This is a genomic window from Acinetobacter sp. AOR14_HL, assembly GCF_027855175.1.
GTDB lineage: Bacteria > Pseudomonadota > Gammaproteobacteria > Pseudomonadales > Moraxellaceae > Acinetobacter > Acinetobacter calcoaceticus.
This window is the reverse complement of sequence record NZ_JAKTII010000003.1, coordinates 398349-420944: the sequence shown is the minus strand read 5'-3', so window position 1 is coordinate 420944 and position 22596 is coordinate 398349. Positions and strand designations below refer to the sequence as shown.

Below are 22596 nucleotides of genomic sequence, written 5' to 3'. Positions count from 1 at the left end.
CTCTACCGCCCTAACCGCTTTTTTTGATAACGATGAAACCACTGTGCAAACCATAGCGCTAAAAATGCTACGCTTAAAGATAAGACAATCAGCCTTTGAATCGCAGTCTCAGTATCGGGTTGTTGCATCAGGCTATACATGGCCAAAGGTAAGGTTCTTGTTTCATCAGAGATATTGCCAACAAAAGTAATGGTGGCCCCAAACTCACCTAAACTACGACAAAAACATAAAATGGCACCAATTAAAATACCACTACTAGCGAGTGGTAAAGTGACATTAAAAAATGCTCCTAAAGATGAAGCACCTAATGTCTTTGCTGCCATTTCTAAACGTTGATCGACTAACTCAATCGCTAGGCGAATTGATTGCACTAAAAGTGGAAAACCCATCACTGCCGAAGCAAGAACTGCCCCTTTCCAGTTAAATGCGAACTCTAATCCTAAAGGTGCTAAGTATTGCCCAATAATGCCGCGGTTTCCAAAGACTTGTAATAGCAAATAACCCGGCACAACTGGAGGCAATACCAATGGTAAAAAGACCAATGTTTCAATGAATGACTTACCCCAGAACTCTTTACGCGCCAAAACCCATCCCACACAAATTGCAGGAATAAGGCTGATAATCAGGCAACTTGCTGCAACCTTACAAGAGAGTTGAAGAACGCTGAGCTCTTCTGGGGTTAAAGAAAACATCATGGTTTAACTGGAGCTAGCACACTAAAGCCATATTTTTTAAAGACAGCTTTGGCTTGATTGCTTTGTAAAAATTGATAAAACTTTGCTGAGTTCCGATTCTTTTTAACCATCCCTACAGGATAAATAATTGGCGAATGGGTATTTTCTGGAAATACGCCCACCACAGTTACGTCTTTACTAATGGCAGCATCTGTTGCATAAACAATGCCCACCTGACATTCACCACGTGCCACAAAGTTTAATGCAGCTCGCACATCTTCTGTTTCAACTAATTTTGGCTCAATACGATTCCACCAACCTAAATTGGTAAATGCTTGTTTAGCATATTTGCCTACAGGCACACTTTTGGTATCCCCTGTACAAATCTTCCCTGTAAACGCTTTATTCGGATCGGTAGTTTTATCCAATTTGATCTTTAATGATCGTCCTTTCGGGGTAATCAGTACCAATCGATTACCTAATAAATTTAAACGATCATTTGCTGCAACTAATTTTTTATTTTGCAGATAATCCATCCACTGTGTATCAGCAGAGATAAATACATCGGCTGGTGCTCCAGCTTCAATTTGTTTAGCTAAGGTTGATGAGCCTGCATATGAAGTCTTAACTTCTACTTTATTCTGTTTTTCGTAAATTTTTTCTAAATCGTTAATCGCGTTGGTCAAGCTTGCTGCTGCATAAACAGTAACCGATTCAGCATTTACAGAGAGACTGATTGATAACCCAAGACTTATGATTGAACTGACTATAGCGATTTTTTTTATCTGGACAGGACTTACCATTATTTTTCCTTTTTTTATCGATTTATACAGCGATATATATCCTAGAATATAGCGATATACGTAGATGATGAAAAGCAGAAATCAGTTAAATATTAAAGGACCTAAATGCAGGTAGATGGTGCATTTCTCATTTTAAACTTCATTTTGGTGCACTATATTGAAAGTTTATCTATCGAGATACCCTATTTTTAAAACCCATTTTCTTTCAGTGTCGGTTAATAGCTTGATTAGTTTTATGGCCATCACCATGCCAAGAAGCACATAGCGATGACCATAAAGATCTGTAAACAGATCAGTCGTTTATGCCAGCCACTTTTTCGGATACACAATAAAAAACGCCTATCCCCGACCATCTTTTACGATAGTACAGAATAGACGCCATTGTCTGTGTAACTGAAAATTGCAGCAGTGCTTTTTCAGCGTGCACTTTTTATTAAGCAAAAGCTATACCAAATTAAAAGATTCAGTCACTACAAAGTCTTTTAATTTAGCTATTTTAAATACCTACTCATAATTTGATAATCATGTTCTAAGGCTTGTCGAGCATTGATTTCCATTTGGCGATAGTGTTGTAAGACTTTCTGGCCTAAAGCTGTGACCGCAGCCCCACCACCATGTGTTCCACCCGTTTGAGTTTCAACTAAGGCTGTTTCGAAGCACTGATTCATGGTGTCTACCAATTGCCATGCACGGCGGTAGCTCATATTCATAGATTTTGCCGCTTGTGAGATCGAACCAGTTCTCTCAATTGCCTCAAGTAAGTCTGCCTTTCCAGGACCAAATGCAATATTTCGCTCTGAAAGAATTCTGATTTGTAATTTTAATTTGTGTTCTTTCATAGGCTTAACTCACAAGGTTTCACTTTATGCTCTTTAGGATTATAGGGAAGTTTAAGAAGATAAGACACCATACAAATTTAGAATCCTCATTACTCCCTTGAAAATAATTTTATTAAAAAATCAAAACTGCACAAAGTGGATAAAGATCTGGAAAAAACGGATAGAGGTAAAGGTCTAATCGCGGTTCAATCAGTTAAAAGCTGAATGAATAGGATTGAGCAAATGACCTCATCTAATTTAAAACAATGGAATGATTTTGTAGATGGATGTATCGACTTCCGTCCTAAAGATGGCGTGTTTCGTATTGCACGCAATATGTTTACCGAGCCTGAGCTGTTTGATTTGGAAATGGAATTCATTTTTGAAAAGGTTTGGATTTATGCATGTCACGAAAGTGAAATTCCAAACAATCATGATTTCCTCACTGTTCAAATTGGTCGTCAGCCGATTATTGTGAGCCGTGATGGTAAAGGCGAATTACACGCCATGGTCAATGCTTGTGAGCACCGCGGCGCGACATTAACACGCGTTGCTAAAGGCAACCAATCTACATTTACTTGTCCATTCCATGCGTGGTGCTACAAGTCAGATGGCCGTTTGGTCAAAGTAAAAGCACCGAGTGAATATTGCGAAGATTTTGATAAATCAAGCCGTGGCTTAAAGCAAGGCCGTATTGCTAGCTATCGTGGTTTTGTATTTGTAAGCCTTGATACTCAAGCAACAGATTCTCTAGAAGACTTTTTGGGCGATGCAAAACTGTTCCTTGATTTAATGGTTAATCAGTCGCCAACAGGTGAACTCGAAGTATTACAAGGCAAGTCATCTTATACCTTTGCAGGTAACTGGAAGCTACAAAATGAAAATGGCCTAGATGGCTACCATGTAAGTACTGTTCACTATAACTATGTCTCTACAGTCCAACATCGCCAACAAGTCAATGCTTCTAAAGGTGCAGAACTCGACACACTCGATTACAGCAAGTTAGGTGCGGGTGATTCCGAGACTGATGATGGCTGGTTCAGCTTTAAAAATGGTCATAGTGTGCTGTTTAGCGATATGCCGAATCCAACAGTTCGTCCGGGTTACAGCACAGTTATGCCTTATTTAGTCGAAAAATATGGCGACAAATATGCTGAGTGGGCAATGCATCGTTTAAGAAACTTGAACTTGTACCCTAGCCTATTCTTTATGGACCAGATTAGCTCACAACTTCGTATTGTTCGTCCTGTGGCATGGAATAAAACCGAAGTCATTAGTCAGTGTATTGGTGTTAAAGGCGAATCTGCTGAAGCGCGCCGTAACCGTATTCGCCAGTTTGAAGATTTCTTTAACGTATCAGGCCTTGGTACACCAGACGATTTAGTCGAATTCCGTGAACAACAAAAAGGTTTTCAGGCACGACTTGAACGCTGGAGCGATATTTCTCGCGGTTGTCAGTCTTGGGAATATGGAGCGACCAAAAACTCACAAGACTTAGGCATTCAACCTGTCATTACTGGCCGTGAGTTTACCCATGAAGGACTCTATGTGAATCAACATGGACACTGGCAACGTCTAATGCTCGATGGCTTAAATAAGAAAGCGCTGAAAATGCAGGATATTACTTTCGAAAACAATGCTGTAATGGATGAGGTGTAACCATGTCACAAGAACTATATTTTGCTGTATCTCAGTTTTTGTACAAAAAAGCAGAACTTTGTGATGCTTATGACTGGGATGCCTATTTAGAACTTTACGATGAAGATAGTGAATATCATATTCCGCAATGGATTGATGACCATAACTATGTTCAAGATCCGAATCAGGGCTTGTCTTATATTTATTATGCGGACCGTACCGGACTCGAAGACCGTGTATTCCGTATTCGTACAGGAAAAGCAGCTTCGGCAACGCCATTACCACGTACGTTACACAGCATGAATAACATTCGAGTTAAAACACTGGATGATGGTCTAATTGAAGCAAAAGTTGCATGGCAAACACTGTATAACCGTCAAGGTTTAGAAGGCTGTTTTTACGGACACGCTACTTATCTTTTACGCCAAACAGCAGATGGTTTCCGCATTCGTCGTCAGCACAGCATTTTGCTCAATGACAAAATTGATTCCGTTTTAGACTTCTATCACGTTTAAGGGGAATGAAAATGGGACATTCAGTTGCACTTAACTTTGCCGATGGCAAAACCTTTTTCATTTCGGTAAATAACGACGAATTGTTGCTTGATGCAGCAGTTCGTCAGGGAATTAACTTACCGCTAGACTGCCGTGAAGGTGTTTGTGGTACATGTCAGGGACAGTGTGAAACAGGAATTTATGAACAAGAATATGTCGATGAAGATGCATTAAGTGAACGTGATTTGGCCGAGCGAAAAATGTTAGCTTGCCAGACGCGTGTGAAATCCGATGCAGCTTTTTATTTCGATCATGATTCTGCCATTTGTAATGCTGGCGATACCTTAAAAATTGAAACCAAAGTTACCGCGGTTGAGCTGGTTTCTGAAACGACAGCAATTTTGCATCTTGACGCAAGCAGTCATGCTGAGCAACTTCAGTTTTTGCCGGGACAATATGCTCGTTTGCAAATTCCTGAAACTGAAGATTGGCGTTCTTATTCTTTTGCCAATAGACCGAACGCGACCAATCAATTGCAATTTTTAATTCGTTTATTGCCAGACGGTGTTATGAGCAATTACTTGCGTGATCGCTGTCAGGTTGGACAAACTCTATTCATTGAAGCGCCACTTGGTAGTTTCTATTTACGCGAAGTACAGCGACCATTGGTTTTTGTTGCTGGTGGAACAGGATTATCAGCTTTCTTGGGAATGCTTGATAACTTGGTTGATCAACCAAACTCACCTGCAGTTCAGTTGTATTACGGCGTAAATAGTGAAACCGATTTGTGTGAACAACAGCGTTTACATGCCTACGCAGAACAGCTTCCAAACTTTAGTTATCACCCGATTGTGACTAAAGCAACCGAAGCTTGGCAAGGTAAAGCGGGTTATATTCATGAGCACTTAAATAAAGATCAATTGGCTGAACAGGCTTTTGATATGTATTTATGTGGTCCGCCGCCAATGATTGAAGCCGTAAAAAATTGGTTAGATGAACAAGCTCTGCAAAACTACCGGATCTACAGCGAGAAGTTTTTACAGAGCAATACATCACATTGAAAATATAAATAGCTTAAGTGCAAATAATTTAAAAACCACTAAACCTGAAATGATTCAATATACTCTGTAAAGGGTATATTGAATTTTTATTTAAAAAATTAAAAAACCTTTATATTCAATAGTATAAAATAATAAATTCCGACAAAATAAATTGACCAGTTCGCTCGGATTTGCTATAAATTTTGATAGATCTTAAGGAATAAGATCATGATGAGATTAACTTATAGCACCTTTTATATCCCCCTATTCTATTTCTCGAATTTACTAAATTGATGGACGAAATCCGAATTAAAAATTTGAGAAAATCACATTAATTAGCGGTTAAATTGGTCTGTATTTTGCTTATATCTCATTGTAATTTGCGAGTAACTTAATTTTTTAAGTGCCGTATTTACTTGCTGCACAGCGAAGTTTTAGAGCTTCTGCAACATAAGTAAATACAGGAGTGAGCCAAAAGGGATAAATATGAACCAAGCCAACTCCCCAGAACTCAGTGGACGTCATTTTCAAAATGAGTCTATATTTACCAATCATAATTTGGTGTTTGATCATCACGATTTAAGCGAAACCTGCCGAAATGTTGGGCAAATTTTTAAACCGCATGATCTTAAAATCTCTCATCAGAAGCGAGATTTCAGTGCAACCATGCACCATGTTAAAACAGGCGCACTGTCTATTAGTCGCTTGGAATATGGCGCGGATGTCATTATTGAACCAGATCATCTGGATAACTTTTACCTAATTCAAATTCCAACTCAAGGCTACGCAGAAATCGAGTTTGGTTCACAAAAGTTTATTTCTTATTCTCAAGTTGCTTCTCTTATTTCTCCTCAGCAATCTTTACGTATGCGCTGGCACGCGAACTCACCGCAGCTCATTTTAAAAGTTTCAAAGGATGATTTTACTTATCATTGTCGTCAGCACATTGCCGATTCAGATAACAACTTACTCATTTTTGACCCAAAATTAGACTTTTCTACACAAAGTGGAGCCTATTTTTTACAGCTCGTTAGAACCTTGATGGATGCCTTAGCATGCGAGCAACATCCGCTTCATCATCCTCTAGCCTTTAAACAATTTGAGTCAAATCTGTTTAATGCACTGATTTATGGTCAACCTAATAATGCATTACATAAAATTGATCATTATAAAGAAAAAACAGTCTCTCCTTATTTCGTGAAGCGTACAGAAGCCTATATTAAAGAACATTTACATGAACCGCTTAATGTCGAAATTTTGGCTGAACATGCAGGTGTGAGCGTAAGAACCTTATTTACTGGCTTTAAAAATTATTTGGGGACCACCCCCATGTCTTATCTAAAAGAATTACGTTTTGAGCAAGCCCATTTAGAGCTTATGCATAATGAAAATCTATCGGTAACAGATGTGGCATTTAAGTGGGGATTTAGCCATTTAGGCCGTTTTTCACAAGAATATAAACGTCGTTATGGTGAATTACCTTCTTCTACTCGCCGCTCGGGTCAAAGTGAAGGCTTAATTACTTCAATTTTTTCTTAAGCTTAAAATAGATAAAAGCCTTTTATATTTATTGATATAAGAGGCTTTTTTTATGATTTAGAAATGATGGATATAGCGAACTTGTAGTCGTGTGCCCTCTGGGCGGTTTTCAGCATCTTGCTCAAAATAAGCATTTGCAACTAAGTGATCATTTTTAGAAAAACTGTACATCGCACCGGGACCAATTGCCCAAACTTGTTCACGTCGACCTTTGACTTTTTCACCATCAACTTCGGTGTCCGTGACTTGTTTTAACCAATAGCCATTGAGCCCTAAACGGAACTGTTCGGTAATAGCATAGTCTGTTGCAAAGTTTGCATGAATTGCTTGCCCTGCCTGCATGTCATTAGCTCCAGCAAAAGCATAGCTTGGGTCATCATTTTTAAAGTTATAGAGGTAATGGATGCGTGTTGAAGCTGTCCACTTTGGATTGAACCAATATATTGCTGCCCAATAAGGATCAAACGAAACAGCGTTATTACTTGGGTTAATATCTTTTTGCCGATCGTATTCGCCAGTAGGTAAATTGACCTGAAACTCAAAACGATGTACAAACTTCGGCCCTTGTGCACCCATGACTGGATCAAACTGAATAAAAGGTCCAATCATAATGTCCCCAAAGCCACTTTGGGCTTTAATGGCAGCATTATTCAAGCCATCATCCATGTCCATTTTACTGACAAAAGGAATTAGAAAATTCATACCTAGGCTGGCTTTATCTTTTACTCGGATATTCGATAAATAACTAATCTGCTCAACCAATACTTGATAATTTAAATCTGTTTTAGATAAACCGAGTTTTTGTCCATTGGCATCGACCAGTTTATTGCTATCGTAATTTTGAAAGTAGGTTTGAGCATACCAGCCGGGCCCTGCGGGTAGACCGCCATCGAGAAAGCTGGTCATACCTAAGTTTACGGTCGGTAAATCATAGGCATGAGAAACTAATGGCAAACCCAGCAATGTCCCTGCTAAAAATCCATGTTTAATTAAAGTGCTTTTCATCTTCTTATTTCCTATAAAAAAATCACGACCGGATTGATCGTGATTGTGGTGAATTAATGTGCTAATTCTGGATGCTCAGCAGCAATCCGATACTTTCCTGCGTGGAATACCAATGGTTCACCTTGGCGTTGTTGGTATTGTTCAATTTGACCAATAAAAATCAGGTGATCTCCCCCTTCATACTGATTTACATTGCGGCAAACTAAGGTTGCGAGTGCATCGGACAAAATTGGAACGCCTGCATTGCATTGTTGATGGGCAATACCTGCAAATTTATCTTCAGCACCTCGAGCAAAATGTCCCGAAAGCTGGTGATGCTCCTGTGCCAACATGTGAATGGCAAAATATTCAGCCTCTACAAAATCTGACAAACTTGGCGCTGTTTTTGAAAGACTCCACAAAATTAATGGCGGATCTAAAGACAGCGATGAAAATGAATTGGCTGTCATGCCTATTTTCCGGCCATCTTTACCACGAGTTGTAATCACGGTAACGCCAGTTGCAAACTGTCCAAGTAAGTTACGGATTTCTCTTGGATTTTCAGCATTAATTGCTTGTAAAGCTAAAGTTTCAATTGTGTCCATTTTTCATATCTCCCTTTGACTATGACCTAGGCTACTTTTGCTGCGGTTTTTGAAGCCAAGAATGCCTGAGCCTGATCTGCATCAAACCACCAAGGGGCAAAAGAGCGCGGGTCATCAAAGTTATTGGCCATAATTGAAGCAATGCTTTGGTTTTGGCTTGCAGCTGCTAATAGTTCAACAACATGTGGCTGCGGTGGAACTAACAAGCTATTGGTCCAAGCTACGACTTTTTCTGCATAAGCCCAATAACGTTCAAAAGTTTGAACCATCCATTGTTCGCTAAAGCTTTGATTATCATTGGCTAAAATGGCATCGAAATAGATCTTGCTACACTTAGCCGCATTGTTTGAGCCTTGACCAGTAATCGGGTCATTTACCACTAAGGCATCTGCCATGCCAAAAATTTTCTTGCCAGACGGTAATGTCAAAACGGGTTTGCGTACGGTTGGTGGGAAACGTCCTGCCAAATATCCACCAGCATCGGTCAGCTCAACATTTGCGCAACGTTCATATTCCCAAGGCAGAAATTTCTGGAGTAAGTCCAAACTACACTGCAAATGCTGTTCCGGTGTTTTGACATCTTGCCAGCAGTCCATTGGACCGTTTGGAATACCTTCAAACACCATGATGTCGCAAGGCCCATTCACGGTAAGTGCTGGAAATGAAAAGTATTCGCCGACTTCAGGAATAATGTTAAAAGTCACACGTGAATAAGGTGAAATTGGCTTCATGTTTTTGACGTAGGTCAAAGCCAAAGCGCGTTGAGGCTTATCAAAAACACTGCGCACATCATCACGTTCAAACTGTTTAACGACTTCACCTTTACCAGCCGCGAGTAATACAAGCTCGTAGTCGTTTGCGAGTTGTTCTAACTCTTCTATTCCAACATCCTGAATTACCAATCGACCGCCACGGCGTTCAAATTCTTCCATCCAATATGGCATTTTGACGCGTTGATCGACCGATTGAGCGTAACGCTCAAGACGAGCACTCCATTCAAATGCTTTACCACCATTTTCAGGATTGACTAAAGCTAGCCCAATGCCTTCTACTGCTGGGCATTGTTCTTCCCAAAAATTTAGTCCCAAGTCACGTTCAGTTTGTAAAGCGGTATGAAACATACACTGGCTTGACATGACTTTACCTTGGCGGATTTCATCGGCAGTTCGGTTGGTGATCATTGTCACGTCATAGCCTGTATCTAATAAGCCTAAACCAAGCTGTAAACCAGACTGTCCTGCTCCAACAATTGCAATACGGCGCATAATATTCTCCATAATTTTCTAAATGTGCTTTTAAAACGCTGTGCTATTCGGCTAAACGCGGAATAGCGGGCTGTGATCCTTCAGGGCCCATCACTGAATAGCCACCGTCGACTGCATAATCTGCTCCGGTCACAAAGCTCGCAGCAGGTGACAATAAAAACAAAACAACATTGGCGACCTCTTCGGGATGACCCAATCGGCCTAGTAAGTGATAATCGGCTGCCACGCTATCGGCTTTTTCACGGTTATTGCCACTGACTTCTGCAATGACACGAGACCATGTCCAACCCGGTGAAACTGAGTTGACGCGAATACCATCGCCAGCAAAATCCATTGCCATGCTTTGTGTGAGTTGACGTATTGCGGCTTTGGAAACTGGATATAACCAGCGCCCTGTTTGTGCTACTTTGGCCGAGATTGAAGTAAAGTTAACGATTGAACCTTGCTGCTTTTTTAGGTCATGGTATAAAGCACGGCTCAGCTCAACTGTAGAGACCAAATTAATATCGAGTGCTTGTAACCAGTCCTGACGTGAAGATTTAAAACCATCATCTAAATATGTACATGCCAAATTCACCAAGTAACTCACTTCACCTAAATGTTGGTGAATATCTGCTACAGCTTGTTGAATAGCCGCATCACTGGTTAAATCGGTTTGAATAAACATCACATCATGATTAAAGCTTTCTGCAATTGCCTTGCCTTTGGCATCGATATCTAAGATAGCGACATGAGCACCTGCACTTACCAAAGCTTGTACAACAGCTTTACCAATCAGTGTTGCACCACCGCTCACCACAGCGACTTTTCCTTTTAAATCTATATTCATTGCAGATACTCCTTAATTAACTGGCTTGCCTTCACTACTTGACCAAGATGGCATCAAAGTATTTGAAGGAAGATCTTCATCAAGAAGTTTTCGCGCTGTCTCGACACCTGCAACGGGTAAGCCTGCTGGGTCTAATAAACCAATTTGAACCAGTACCGATGCTTGGTCCCAGTAAATATGCTCATGGCACAACTTTGAACCTCTGAACTGAATTACACCCAACATTGGAATTTCTACATATTTACCAGTCGGTTTTACACCCGGTAATAACCAGTCAATTTCAGCGTCGTGGGTAAAGCTCATAATGAATTCGTCCACCACTTGCGTTGAGCCAACGGTACGAGAGATCGAAGTGATCTTCATATCTTTTGGGTTTTGATGAACAAAATGATATTGATAAAAACGAGCAAGCTGGCTTTGGCCTACGCCACCCGTCAAAGTTGGAATGTGGTTAACATACGGCTCCGCGACCATCGTTGCCATGGTTGCTGGTACGTCACGTGTATCGAACTCATGGCGTATATGCTCTTCCCATAAGGCAACTAAGTCATATCTCGGCCCAATGGTTTCATGTAGAGCGGTTACTGTACGCTCGTGAGCAAAGCGTGCTGAAGGTTTGTGGTAATGATTGCTTTTTGGTCGTGCAAAAGCATGATCAACACCTTCGTAAACATAGGCTTGTACATTTGAATATTGGTTAGCTGCATCGACAATCGCTTGTCTCGCATCTGACGGTGTAAATTGGTCTAGTTCTGCAATATGTAAAACCAAACGCCCTTTTACGTTAGCTAACTCATCTAATGCTTTTTCGATTCCTACACCGTAATAACCTACGGCACATGCCACGTCAGAAAGTCGGCAGCCTGCTAGATAAGCAAGCTTTCCACCTAAACAATAGCCCACCACGCCGAGGCCTGTAGAAGTGTCACATTCTGGTCGAGTCTTTAAAAAAGATAAGCTGTCTTGAATATCTTCAACACCTAGGTTTTCATCATATTGCTGATAAAGTTCAAAAGCTTTTTGAAAAGCTTCTGGTGTATAACTCAGTTCAATATTAGGTGCTACACGCCAAAATAAATCAGGAACTAAAACGGTATAGCCTTCTTCCGCAAGAAAATCCGCTTTTTCCCGCATGGCGGCATTCACTCCAAAGATTTCCTGACAAAGCACCACTCCAGGTCCTTTTCCTGTTTCTGGTGTCGCTAAATACGCACTGAACTGCTTTCCAGATGCAGTTTTAATTTGAATGGTTTGACCTGCCATAGTGTCAACTCCTGACATTGTTATGGCTTTATCTTCTATCCAAATTTTTTTTTAGACTGTCCAAAAGCTGCAAGCACTATCCAATCTCTGCGCAATTATCAAAATCAATCAAACTGGATAAAAAATTAAAAACAAAGAAACACCTATATTTCAAAACTTTAAATTAAAGATGAAATGAATGCTTTTTATCTAATTTGGAAAAAATGGATGAAGATTAGGACTTATTGGATAGTGACAATTGGCTAAAAATAGTTCAATCAAGTCATGTAATTCGTTTGATTACATAAAAAAAGCCCAGTCATTTTCTAAATTAAGGCGTTTATTTATGCATCGACCATGGCCAATTTATGGACAACAAAAAACGTTAATGCTCATCAATATTTTATGTTGTAGTGCATTTTCTACTCAGGCTTATTCAGCGGATGAAGAATGGAAATTTACATCAAAAAATGCATATATAGACAGAAACTATGACAACCCAGATGTAAAGGACACAGGTAGCTGGTCACAATCAGTTTCTCTATTTTACAACTCAAGTATGCATGATACGCCGTTAGAAATTGGTGGAACCTCAATTCAAATTGGCGCAAATGCTTCAGCACAATATGCAGTTCGTTTAAGCCAAGATAAACATGTTGCAGATACGGTATTGCCTTTTGATAAAACCACGCAGTCCCAAGCACCTGATTATCTAAAATATGGTGCGACCTTAAAATTAGGCTATAACAAGATGCTACTAAGCATTGGTGAACTATGGCTGGATTTACCCGTAACAACTGTAGATGCAAGCCGACAACTTCTGACGTCTTATTGGGGAACCAACCTTAAGTCTCAATTGAGCGATAAGCTTTTTGCTGAAATTGGCCGTATTGAAAAAGTATCTCCGCGAAATGAAGAAGACTTTCACAGATTTTCTTTTACTTCAAAAGGTGTGACTGGCTACTCCGATGGACTTAATTATATAGATCTGCGTTATCAATTTACGCCTACATTGAAGGGTGAATATTACTTTGGAAATATGGAGGATTTATATAACAAACATTATGTCGGCATTGACCACCTATGGAAAAACGCTAATTTTTCAGTTAATTCAAAATTCAAATATTTCAATGCCAAAGATAATGGACACCTTTTTGACATCGATGCGCAAAATGTAGGTTTATTAGAAACGCTCAAAATAAAAAATCACAGCTTTGGTGTGGGTTATCAACAAATTATTGGCGAGTCTGCCTATCCACTACCTGATGGTTTCTTGCCTGAAACTTATTTTATTAACTGGAACACGACCGGTTTCTTCAAACAAGATGAAAAGTCTTATCACTTCATCTATGGCTATGACTTTAAAGATTATGTACCCGGTTTAAATACCACTTTCAAATATGTATATGGCGATCACTTTAAAACAGCAGATGGCTTAAAAAACAAAGAAAGTGAAGCAAACGTTATTGTCAATTATGCCCTTCAACAGCCTTTTCTCAAAGGTTTAGCCCTTCAGTACATCTTTATCAATTACGACGTTAAGCATGGAAACGATTTTTCGGAAAACCGTTTCTTTGTTAATTACAGCAGAAAATTTTAATGAGTTAAGGAATACATATGAAAACGATAGATGCAAATTCGGTAATCAACCGCGAAAAATTGTCCCCATTGCAGTGGATGGTTTTTATACTCGGCTTTTTTGTCTTCTTCTGTGATGGCTTAGACACAGGAATTATTGGTTTTATTGCTCCAGCATTACTGGATGACTGGGGAATTACCAAGCCTCAGCTTGCGCCTGTTTTAAGTGCCGCTTTAGTCGGTATGTCAATCGGTGCCATTATTTCAGGCCCTATGTCCGATAAGTTTGGGCGTAAAGGCGTCATTGTTTTTACGAGCCTTTTGTTTTCAATATTTACCATTTTGTGTGGCTTTGCCGACTCTACTCAAGATCTCATGATTTACCGCTTTATTACAGGTATCGGTTTAGGTGCTGCCATGCCAAACATCAGTACCATTGTCTCTGAATATATGCCTGTAAAACGTAAAGCATTCCTAACAGGATTAGCAGGTTGCGGTTTTATGCTTGGTATTTCTTGTGGTGGTGTGTTGTCAGCTTATCTATTAGAAAGTTATGGCTGGGCTAAAGTGATTATTATTGGTGGAAGTATTCCCCTAATTTTAGTGGTTGCTTTATTACTTAAATTACCTGAATCGACTCAATACTTAATTACGCGCCAACAACAAGATAAAGCACAACGAATTTTAGAAGATATTCAAGGGCATCCATTCCAAGAACCAGTAAAACTTGTCTTAGCCCAAACAGAAACAGCATCAGAGGAAAATCCGGTTAAAATCGTTTTAGGGAAATACCTCTGGGGCTCAAGCATGCTTTGGCTGTGCTGCTTTACGAGCCTTTTAGTGTTTTATCTTTTAACAAGCTGGATGCCAACAATTTTAAAAACAGCTGGGTTTACGACGCAACAATTTAGTTTAATTGCAGCTATTTTCCCTTTTGGTGGTGTGATTGGTGCAACCATTATGGGTTGGTACATGGATAAACTGAACCCGACCACAGTCATTAAATATTCTTATTTAATTGCTTTTGGGCTATTCATTGTCGCCGGCTTAGTTAGTTCAAATATTTTCTTATTGGGTATTACCATTTTCTTAATTGGTGCATTACTTGCTGGTGCTCAATCTTCTTTACTTCCACTTGCAGCTATTTTCTACCCAGTGGTGTGCCGCGCGGTTGGCGTTTCGTGGATGCATGGTATTGGTCGTATCGGCGCAATTATAGGTGCTTTCTTTGGCTCACTCATTTTCACGTTTAACTTAAGTTTAAGCGGTATTTTCTTTATTCTTGCTTTACCAACCTTCATTTCATTTATTGCCCTTAGTCTTAAAGTCATTTATGAAAAATCTAAAAGTAAGCAAGTATTGAATCTTGAAAATAGTATTTAAAATATAGAGATAAATAAAAACCCTGATTGAGTTAATTCAATCAGGGTTTTTATTAGTTAAGAGGTTAAATGCTTAAAAAATTTTGCCCTTCGTTTCACTTGGTTTTTCACCAAACTCTTCGCGGTATTCTTGAGAAAAACGACTTAAATGATTAAAACCCCAGTCATAAGCAAGCTTAGAAATAGATACTTTTCTATCCGCTCCCGTGGTGCTCAAGATTTTATAAATTTGTTGTAGACGATACTTTTTCAAATAGGACATTGGGCTTGTGCCGTAGTATTGTTGAAATTCATCATACAATTTTGATTTTGAAACCCCAGCTAGGCGTTGCAAGTCTTCTGCACAGATTTCTTCATGCGCATGTTCAATAATGAAATTCCGCACCTTTCGGATATAGGCTGGTTCATCCTGATGCGAAAGTAACTTTAAACTTTCAGAATAATTATTTTCTTGAGATAACAATAACGCTTTAATTACAAAATTTTCATAGTCTTCAGACAGCATCTGCAAACCATAAAAATTGCTATATTGAGATTTTAACTGTAAAAAATTCTGAATATTTTTCCACCATGCACCAATCAGTTGTTCCGAGTCCAGATGCATTTCTGGATTAAAAATGATGGGTGCATCTATCGGTTTATTCAGTAGATCTGCAAGAACAATTTGCATGCTTCGTTCTGGAATAACCACCTGAAATTTTCGACAATCTTTATCAATAATCAAATCTTGCTGATCGTTATTTGAAACAATAAGGCCTCTGTTTTCATCAGACTGATAATGAGCGCCACGAATGTTGAGAGCTTGTCTGCCTTGTATCGGTAAGCTAATGCTATAAGCTTTTAGATTAGAGATGTTAATGGCAACATTTGCACCATAACTGATTGTGCCAATTGCCATTTTTTTATTAGGCAGGCGCATTCCATCATAGTGAAAATCGAGAGTGTCTTTGTAAATTGTGTCTAGACGGTGTTCACCACAAATTGTGGACATCAAATTCTGCGCAAATTCAGCTTTACGTGAATAATGATTGAGTTCCGTCTGTTGGCTGAGTGATATCATATCCTTTTCACCTAGCTAAATAACTTATTGCTTAAAAAGCAACTTGTATGCCAATTAATATCCTTTAATTGACGAATTTTCCTGAAAATATCTAATCAAGAAAGAGAGTAAAGATTACTTTCTCATACTCTATTAGATTTTAAAATTGGAAATAAGTTAAATACCTTTAAAGTATAATTTCATACCTTAACAAACTTATTTTATTAAATTTTTATAAGCAACTATAGTTGAGATAAATCATCGTTTTGAACACTAAACTTACATATCTTTTATTTATAAAAAACCGCCTATTAAAAAATAAGCGGCTTTTATAAAACTCTAAATTATTGTGCGGTATAACCACCATCCATAACCACAGCCTGACCCGTTACCCCACCTGCTTTGTCACTCGCAAGGAAAATTGCATAATTAGCAATTTCTTCAACAGATAACAAACGTTTTTGAGGAACCATTGCCAGAATTACATCTTCAAGTGCACTGTCTAGACTAACATTTCTGGTTTTAGCCAAGTCTGCAATTTGACCGCGAACCAATGGTGTGTCGACATAACCTGGGCATAAGGCATTTACCGTAATACCGTCACGTGCACATTCTAATGCGGCAACCTTTGTCAAACCGATTAAACCATGCTTCGCGCTGTTATAACCTGCTTTACCTGCAAAGCCAATCAAGCCATTAATTGAAGCCATATTAATAATACGGCCCGATTTTTGAGCTTTCATGATTGGGAAAACATGTTTAATGCCAATAAACGAACCAGTAAGCATGACTTGAACGAGCTTTTGAAAAACAGCGGTTGGAAACTCTTCAATAGGTGCAACGTGTTGAAAACCAGCATTATTAATTAAAATATCAACTGTTCCAAAGGTCTGTTGAGTTAACTCAATTGCTTGTTTATAAGCATCTTCCTCAGTTACGTCACATGGTGCAGATAATGCTTCAAAGCCTTGTCCTGTTAGCAGTTTTGCCGTTTCTTGGCACTTTTCAGCATTCATATCAGAAATGACAACTTTTGCACCTTCTTGAGCAAATTTCTTGGCAATTTCTAGACCGATCCCGCTTGCAGAGCCTGTAATAAAGGCTACTTTTCCGTCTAAAAGTTTAGTCATCTATTCACTCCTTAATATTTTTAACTTGTTGGTTTAAACAATACCAGTCACTGTAAAGACCGTAATCACCACAAATACCGCTAACGTTTTAATTACTGTGACTGCAAAAATATCCTTATACGACTGTTTATGGGTTAAACCTGTAACAGCAAGTAAGGTAATGACAGCACCATTATGTGGAAGTGTATCCATACCGCCCGATGCCATTGCAACCACACGGTGCATAACTTCTGGTGGAATACCTGCTGCTAAAATCGCGGCGTTATAGTGTTCGGCCATCGCACTTAGAGCGATACTCATGCCACCAGAAGCTGAACCGGTAATACCCGCTAAAACTGTCGTGGTTACCGCACCATTTACCAATGGATTTGTGAAGGTACTGCTCATTGCATGACTAATCAGGGCAAAGCCCGGTAATGACGCAATAATTGCACCGAAACCATATTCAGAAGCTGTATTCATCACTGCTAAAAGTGAGCCACCAATACTGGCATTAATGCCCTCTTTAAAGTTCGTCACTACACGTTGGTAGTCAAATAAAATTGCAGCAATAATTCCGACAATAAGTGCTAAACCAACAGCCCAGATCGCCCCCGTTTTTGCAACATCAACGGTGTAATCGGCTAAACCTACAGTGGCAAAATCAAAGCCATGTGGATACCACTCTTTAATTGCTTTAGACAAATATTTGTTCATTACTGCAACAAGAATGAGAGGTACAAATGCTAAAAACTGACGAGCTGTACTTCCATTATTTTGCATAGATATATCGGCTTCAATTTCTTGAGACGACGTATTGTCTACTCCAAAACCAGAAAAGCCTTCACCCGCTTTTGCAGCAGCGCGACGACGCCACTCCAAATAGGCTAAACCTGCAGATAAAACAAAAATAGCGCCAATAATCCCTAAAAATGGGGCGGCATAAATATTGGTACCAAAGAACGTGGTTGGAATAACGTTCTGGATTTGCGGTGTACCTGGCAATGCATCCATGGTAAATGTGAATGCACCAAGCGCGATTGTGCCTGGAATTAAACGTTTTGGAATGTTAGCTTGTCTAAAAAGCTGATTGGCAAAAGGATAAATTGCAAATACAGCAACAAATAAGCTGACACCACTATATGTTAAAATTGCACCTAATAACACAACGGTTAAAATCGCTTTTTTTGCTCCAATCCATCTCACAATGGTTCGAGCAATAGACTCGGCAATTCCTGACATTTCAACGACTTTACCGAAAATTGCCCCGAGCAAAAATACAAGAAAGTAATCTTTAATAAAGTTCACCATTTTGGGCATAAACACACCCGAATAAAACGGTAAAACATTGGCTGGATTAATGAGTAAAACTGCAAGTAAGGCACAAATTGGTGCCATGAGAATGACAGAAAAGCCCTTGTAAGCTGTGTACATTAACAGCCCAAGCGAAAGTAGAATTACAAATAATTCCCACATATATTCTTTCTCCCTAAAGAATAAATATTAGGTTTAAAATTACCAAAAGATATTTAGGTTATCCCAAACCTATAATGATAAAAATCACAACATCTATGCTTGGTAATAGGTAAATGTGCCTAAAATAAAATATCACTAAAATATTTAAAAACAATGTAATTTATTTAAATTTTAAAATACCTATAAATTACATATAGATATGTTATTTGTATGGTAAAAAGTTATTATTTTAAAGTTTCATTGTTTTATAAAACTTATTAATTATTGAGTTAATTAAATAAATATCTCTATATTATTTAATAAAGGCAATCAAATAATATATTTTTTAAAATAATTTAATAAATATTTTCAGTGAACTGAGTAATCTATTAGTAAGTAAGAAAAAAACCCACTTAATGATGAGTGGGTTCAATTGAAATTTAACATTGCTTGACTGCCTTAGACACAGACTCTTACTCTTTTATTTCATTCGAGTTAGTCTTAAATTAAAGTCAGATGGGAGTAAAATTCGATACTCTATCTCAACCCCGGGTTTAACTTCAGTTTCTTGTGAGGTTGAAATATTTGGGCACATCCCGCCACCTGTTTCTAATCTAAAGATATAATATTTAGGCTCAAGATAAATAGTAGCTATTTCATTTGAACGAATTGAGAATACTTTTTCGTTATTAACATAAATATCATGACTACAGCCAGAACCTAAAAAACCTTTATCTCTTAAAAAAGTAACTTTTGCTTGTTCAGGAGCCTGCTTTTTTAGATACTTCTGATTGTACACTCTCTCATTAGGTACTTGTTTCGCTGTATTTGAAGCAACTGGAGCTGTTGAACACCCAATTAAGCTGAGAACTAGCCCTAAAAAAATAATGTTTTTCATAAAATTATCCACTTTTATAATGCGTAAAATTTAACAGTTCAGAAAACGAAAAACCACCCAAAGGTGGTCTAAGTAATTTATTTAGTATTTAAAGATTTCTACACTTAGAAGGATATTCACCTTCGTGTGCAGCATTCTGTGAATCAATAACAAGACCAGATGTGATTCTTGCACCATCTTTACTTTCCTTGAGGCAATAAGAAACCCACTCATTGAGTAGGTTTGTTCAATTAAATTTTGAGATTAAATAGCCTCTATGAGGATGTATTTTCCTTCATAGAAGATGCCTTCGGTACCTGTTTCTTTTAATTTGCAATAAATCGCAATTGGATGTGTCAGTTTTTTATTTTCGTCACTAGGAACATGTGTAATTCCAGATAAAAAATTTGAATTATCATTTTCTAAATTCCAGGAGGTACCCCTATCTTTATGCCATTTGCTATTTGGGTATTTAGAATCTAACCATTCAATACATTGCTTCATTGTTGAAAATTTTTTTGTTTCCTCTTTTTCAATTTTCGATGCCGCACTTACTGAGGCTCCAAACGTTAAGAATAAAGCTCCAATTAAAGTTTTTCTCATGAAATTACCCTTTATTATTAATTAGTAAAATTTAAGAGCTTAGGGTATAAAAAAACCACCCATAGGTGGATTAGTTTTTAGGAAGAGTTTTGTTAATTTCGCTACTGGCAGTTTCATGAATTTTTAATAAGTTGAAACTTTCATAGTTAGCTAAAATACAAAAAAGCAGAGCGACTATCAAAATTAGGGTGATCTTATTCATTTCATTTTGCCTTAAATGATTTTAATTTTTTTAATCTCGAAATGGTACATGAAAATACTATCAAAACCTTAATTGTTAAGAATCTACCACAATTTATTACAAAAGCTGTTAGTAATACTTAATGGCAATGCAATTAGCGAATCAACAACAATGACCAGATGAGATTCTTATGCCAACTTTACTTTCCTCTGGGTAATAAAACCACTGAGGGTTTATGAAGATAGTTATCTATAATTCTTTGGCACACTTCAATGATGCTGACTTTAAGTCATTATCGGCTTTGTAGACCATATTTGAATTGGAGGCACTTAACGTTATTCTAGATTCGAGTATATCTTTGTTTAGAAGCTTCACTTGTAGAGTCATACCATTTTGAATGTAAATCATATTATTTGCATACTTAACTTTGTTGAATACAACATGCCCATTAGTATCGTCACAAAGTATTCCATTGCCATCTGAATCAAGTTTTATTGTTGATATACTAGAACCGATCGAAATCGTCCATATACCTGACACTGAAGGTATAGAAGGTTGTACTTCACTAAATTTATTATTAATCATTTGAGTAGAGGGAGTTACACACCCACCTAATAAAACCACCACTCCTAATAAAATTATCTTTTTCATGAAATTATCCATTTTAATAATGAGTAAAATTTAACAGTTCAGAAAATGAAAAACCACCCGAAGGTGGTCTAAGTAATTTACTTAGTATTTATTACTCTTACATTTCAGCTTTTACTATTGAATAAAAACAGTATTTATTTAATCTTTGTTATTCAATAAAATACCCTTATAAAGTCTTGATAAGAAAACAAAATATGATGTGGATTAAATTTGTATTGTACCCTCTGGGCATGTTTCTACTGTGGCAAATCATTTTTATAATCGAACAACTCTCTTTAGAATATCTAAATGTACCACAAGTCATTGTGGGTATACTTTCGCTCATCATAAATTGCGGTATGCAAATTTTGATTGGATATAAAATTCCTCAATTAGCACCAAAATATAAATTTGTAGCAAGTGCTACCTACACCATCTTTTTCACCTTTTTATTAGCAATTTATTCATCAACTATTTTATTAGAAGGTTTAAAAGTTGCTCCTCAAGTAATTTGGTTAGGTCATTTATTTTTCCATGGAGTTGGAATGGCTCTATACTTTGCAAACAACAGAGATGAATTTTGTTGGGAAAATTTACTAAAGTAGTTGAGTCGCTTGTCTGCTCATTCCTTTTTCTTAATTTTTTGTCAAAAAACATCTTATTAGACAAATTTTCGTATAAATTACAGCACTAGGCTGGAACTGTAATCTAAAGGAACGAAATGACGCTTAAACAACTAAAAGCTTTTTTGGCCCTTGCTCGTACCCTCAACTATGCCAATGCCTCTTTAGATTTACATCTTAGCCAGTCCGCTTTAAGTCTCACTATCAAAAGTCTAGAAGAAGAATTAGGTGGGAAACTATTTAACCGTAATACACGCCGTGTTGAACTTACTCAGGAAGGTAAATCACTTATTCCCTATGCAAAAAAATTAATTGCCAATTGGGATGAAATGGAAAATGATGTTAAACAAAGGTTTAAGCTTAATCGTGGAACCTTAAGTATTGCCTCTATGCCATTTGTGACTCATGCAATTTTGCCTCAAGTCATTCATGAGTTTTTGAGTCTCCATCCTAACCTTAATTTTTCAATTCATGATATTCCTAATGAAACCATCATCGAAAAAGTACAGGATGGTATTTTTGAGCTTGGCCTATGTTTTGAGCCAGATCTCACTGAAGGTTTAGAGTTTAAACCGCTTTTTGAAGAAGATTTTTTAGCTCTATTACCAAAGACTCATCCCCTTGCACAGGCTTCGTCAATTACTTGGCAACAGCTTTGTTCTAACCCATTTGTCACTTTGCAAAAACCTTCGATTGTTCGTTATTTGGTTGAGCAAAATTGTTTACGAAATAATATAACGCTCGATTTAAAGGTTGAATGTCACCAAATTTCATCACTTTCGAGTTTTGTTGCTTATGGAATTGGGGTAAGTGCAATTCCAAGACATTTTGCGACGCACATTGATAAAGAACATAATGTATTAATTGAGCTACAAGACGAAGCTATTCATAAAACAGTTGGAATTGTCTATAAAAAGAACTTTGAAATTTCAAATATTTCAGCTCAATTTATTGAGGCATTGCTTCAATATAAATTTTAAAAAATTAAATACTGTATTTTAGGATGAGCTAAGCTTACGGCTAAGGTAAATTTCTTAATTATGATAAATTTCAATGCGATGAAATGATTTTTTGCTTTTGTGCTTCTTATCTTTTGTTGTTAATTTGATGCGATTCATTGATTATACTTATTAATCCTTTTAAAAAATTAACTTCTATAACATAAAACTAGATGCTAAAACTAAAATC

22 protein-coding genes are annotated in these 22596 nt (G+C 37.7%); 8 read left to right on the top strand and 14 right to left on the bottom strand.

Annotation, left to right across the window (positions count from 1 at the left end; genetic code table 11):
- Nucleotides 1-2: 2 nt before the first annotated feature.
- From modB to MKL38_RS02985, 3 genes are all read right to left on the bottom strand, one after another.
- Nucleotides 3-695 (bottom strand): molybdate ABC transporter permease subunit, encoded by a 693-nt coding sequence (gene modB / locus MKL38_RS02995; protein ID WP_198078522.1) that lies wholly within the window; start codon nucleotides 693-695, stop codon nucleotides 3-5.
- On the bottom strand, nucleotides 692-1477 hold the full coding sequence (gene modA / locus MKL38_RS02990; RefSeq protein ID WP_198078523.1) for a molybdate ABC transporter substrate-binding protein: 786 nt from the start codon (nucleotides 1475-1477) through the stop codon (nucleotides 692-694). Before modA ends, modB begins: the two co-directional genes overlap by 4 nt.
- 491 nt (nucleotides 1478-1968) lie before the next feature.
- Entirely contained in the window at nucleotides 1969-2316 is a 348-nt protein-coding gene (locus MKL38_RS02985; RefSeq protein WP_270902435.1) for a winged helix-turn-helix domain-containing protein, read from the bottom strand.
- A 222-nt stretch (nucleotides 2317-2538) separates the two neighbouring features.
- On the opposite strand from MKL38_RS02985, the gene antA reads away from it, so the two are divergent.
- The 4 genes from antA (at nucleotide 2539) to MKL38_RS02965 (ending at nucleotide 7006) form a co-directional block, all read left to right on the top strand.
- Nucleotides 2539-3954, top strand: a complete 1416-nt coding sequence (antA, locus tag MKL38_RS02980) for an anthranilate 1,2-dioxygenase large subunit (protein WP_270902434.1) — start codon at nucleotides 2539-2541, stop codon at nucleotides 3952-3954.
- A gap of 2 nt (nucleotides 3955-3956) precedes the next feature.
- A complete protein-coding gene (gene antB / locus MKL38_RS02975) occupies nucleotides 3957-4448 on the top strand; it encodes an anthranilate 1,2-dioxygenase small subunit (protein WP_003651713.1) in 492 nt (163 codons plus the stop codon).
- 5 nt (nucleotides 4449-4453) lie between these two features.
- Complete coding sequence (antC, locus tag MKL38_RS02970) at nucleotides 4454-5488, top strand: anthranilate 1,2-dioxygenase electron transfer component AntC (RefSeq protein WP_132069917.1); 1035 nt, start codon at nucleotides 4454-4456, stop codon at nucleotides 5486-5488.
- Nucleotides 5489-5953: 465 nt separating this feature from the next.
- Nucleotides 5954-7006, top strand: a complete 1053-nt coding sequence (locus tag MKL38_RS02965; protein ID WP_270902433.1) for an AraC family transcriptional regulator — start codon at nucleotides 5954-5956, stop codon at nucleotides 7004-7006.
- A 57-nt stretch (nucleotides 7007-7063) separates the two neighbouring features.
- Here MKL38_RS02965 and MKL38_RS02960 read toward each other — a convergent pair whose 3' ends face one another.
- Genes MKL38_RS02960 through MKL38_RS02940 form a run of 5 tightly spaced genes read right to left on the bottom strand, consistent with a single transcriptional unit; the run spans nucleotide 7064 to nucleotide 11952 of the window.
- Nucleotides 7064-8011 carry a SphA family protein gene (locus MKL38_RS02960; RefSeq protein ID WP_270902432.1) on the bottom strand — a complete coding sequence of 316 codons (948 nt, stop codon included), beginning with the start codon at nucleotides 8009-8011 and terminating at the stop codon, nucleotides 7064-7066.
- 53 nt (nucleotides 8012-8064) lie between these two features.
- A complete protein-coding gene (locus MKL38_RS02955; protein ID WP_014206712.1) occupies nucleotides 8065-8595 on the bottom strand; it encodes a flavin reductase family protein in 531 nt (176 codons plus the stop codon).
- A gap of 26 nt (nucleotides 8596-8621) precedes the next feature.
- The gene (locus MKL38_RS02950; protein ID WP_270902431.1) at nucleotides 8622-9860 is read right to left on the bottom strand and encodes a styrene monooxygenase/indole monooxygenase family protein; all 1239 of its coding nucleotides are present in this window, start codon (nucleotides 9858-9860) and stop codon (nucleotides 8622-8624) included.
- Between the two features lie 43 nt (nucleotides 9861-9903).
- On the bottom strand, nucleotides 9904-10689 hold the full coding sequence (locus MKL38_RS02945; protein ID WP_270902430.1) for an SDR family oxidoreductase: 786 nt from the start codon (nucleotides 10687-10689) through the stop codon (nucleotides 9904-9906).
- 12 nt (nucleotides 10690-10701) lie between these two features.
- Nucleotides 10702-11952: a dienelactone hydrolase family protein gene (locus MKL38_RS02940; protein WP_270902429.1), complete on the bottom strand. Its 1251-nt coding sequence runs from the start codon at nucleotides 11950-11952 to the stop codon at nucleotides 10702-10704.
- A 367-nt stretch (nucleotides 11953-12319) separates the two neighbouring features.
- On the opposite strand from MKL38_RS02940, the gene MKL38_RS02935 reads away from it, so the two are divergent.
- A complete protein-coding gene (locus MKL38_RS02935; protein WP_442866683.1) occupies nucleotides 12320-13531 on the top strand; it encodes an OprD family outer membrane porin in 1212 nt (403 codons plus the stop codon).
- 17 nt (nucleotides 13532-13548) lie between these two features.
- Entirely contained in the window at nucleotides 13549-14892 is a 1344-nt protein-coding gene (locus MKL38_RS02930) for an MFS transporter (RefSeq protein ID WP_270902427.1), read from the top strand.
- Between the two features lie 72 nt (nucleotides 14893-14964).
- Here the strand turns inward: MKL38_RS02930 and MKL38_RS02925 are convergent, their stop codons facing one another.
- The 6 genes from MKL38_RS02925 to MKL38_RS02900 all read right to left on the bottom strand — a co-directional run bounded on the left by MKL38_RS02925 (nucleotide 14965) and on the right by MKL38_RS02900 (nucleotide 20806).
- The gene (locus tag MKL38_RS02925; protein ID WP_005047199.1) at nucleotides 14965-15951 is read right to left on the bottom strand and encodes an AraC family transcriptional regulator; all 987 of its coding nucleotides are present in this window, start codon (nucleotides 15949-15951) and stop codon (nucleotides 14965-14967) included.
- Nucleotides 15952-16274: 323 nt separating this feature from the next.
- Nucleotides 16275-17060, bottom strand: coding sequence for a 3-hydroxybutyrate dehydrogenase (locus tag MKL38_RS02920; protein ID WP_056479927.1), 786 nt, complete (start codon nucleotides 17058-17060; stop codon nucleotides 16275-16277).
- Between the two features lie 33 nt (nucleotides 17061-17093).
- Nucleotides 17094-18515, bottom strand: a complete 1422-nt coding sequence (locus MKL38_RS02915) for a GntP family permease (protein WP_056479924.1) — start codon at nucleotides 18513-18515, stop codon at nucleotides 17094-17096.
- A 460-nt stretch (nucleotides 18516-18975) separates the two neighbouring features.
- Nucleotides 18976-19392: a hypothetical protein gene (locus MKL38_RS02910; RefSeq protein WP_270902426.1), complete on the bottom strand. Its 417-nt coding sequence runs from the start codon at nucleotides 19390-19392 to the stop codon at nucleotides 18976-18978.
- A 243-nt stretch (nucleotides 19393-19635) separates the two neighbouring features.
- Nucleotides 19636-19974 carry a hypothetical protein gene (locus MKL38_RS02905; RefSeq protein WP_270902425.1) on the bottom strand — a complete coding sequence of 113 codons (339 nt, stop codon included), beginning with the start codon at nucleotides 19972-19974 and terminating at the stop codon, nucleotides 19636-19638.
- Between the two features lie 430 nt (nucleotides 19975-20404).
- Nucleotides 20405-20806 (bottom strand): J517_1871 family lipoprotein, encoded by a 402-nt coding sequence (locus MKL38_RS02900; RefSeq protein ID WP_270902424.1) that lies wholly within the window; start codon nucleotides 20804-20806, stop codon nucleotides 20405-20407.
- Between the two features lie 194 nt (nucleotides 20807-21000).
- Between MKL38_RS02900 and MKL38_RS02895 the strand changes: the two genes are divergently transcribed.
- Entirely contained in the window at nucleotides 21001-21390 is a 390-nt protein-coding gene (locus MKL38_RS02895) for a hypothetical protein (protein WP_270902423.1), read from the top strand.
- Between the two features lie 116 nt (nucleotides 21391-21506).
- A complete protein-coding gene (locus MKL38_RS02890; protein ID WP_056479906.1) occupies nucleotides 21507-22388 on the top strand; it encodes a LysR family transcriptional regulator in 882 nt (293 codons plus the stop codon).
- The last annotated feature ends 208 nt before the right edge of the window (nucleotides 22389-22596 follow it).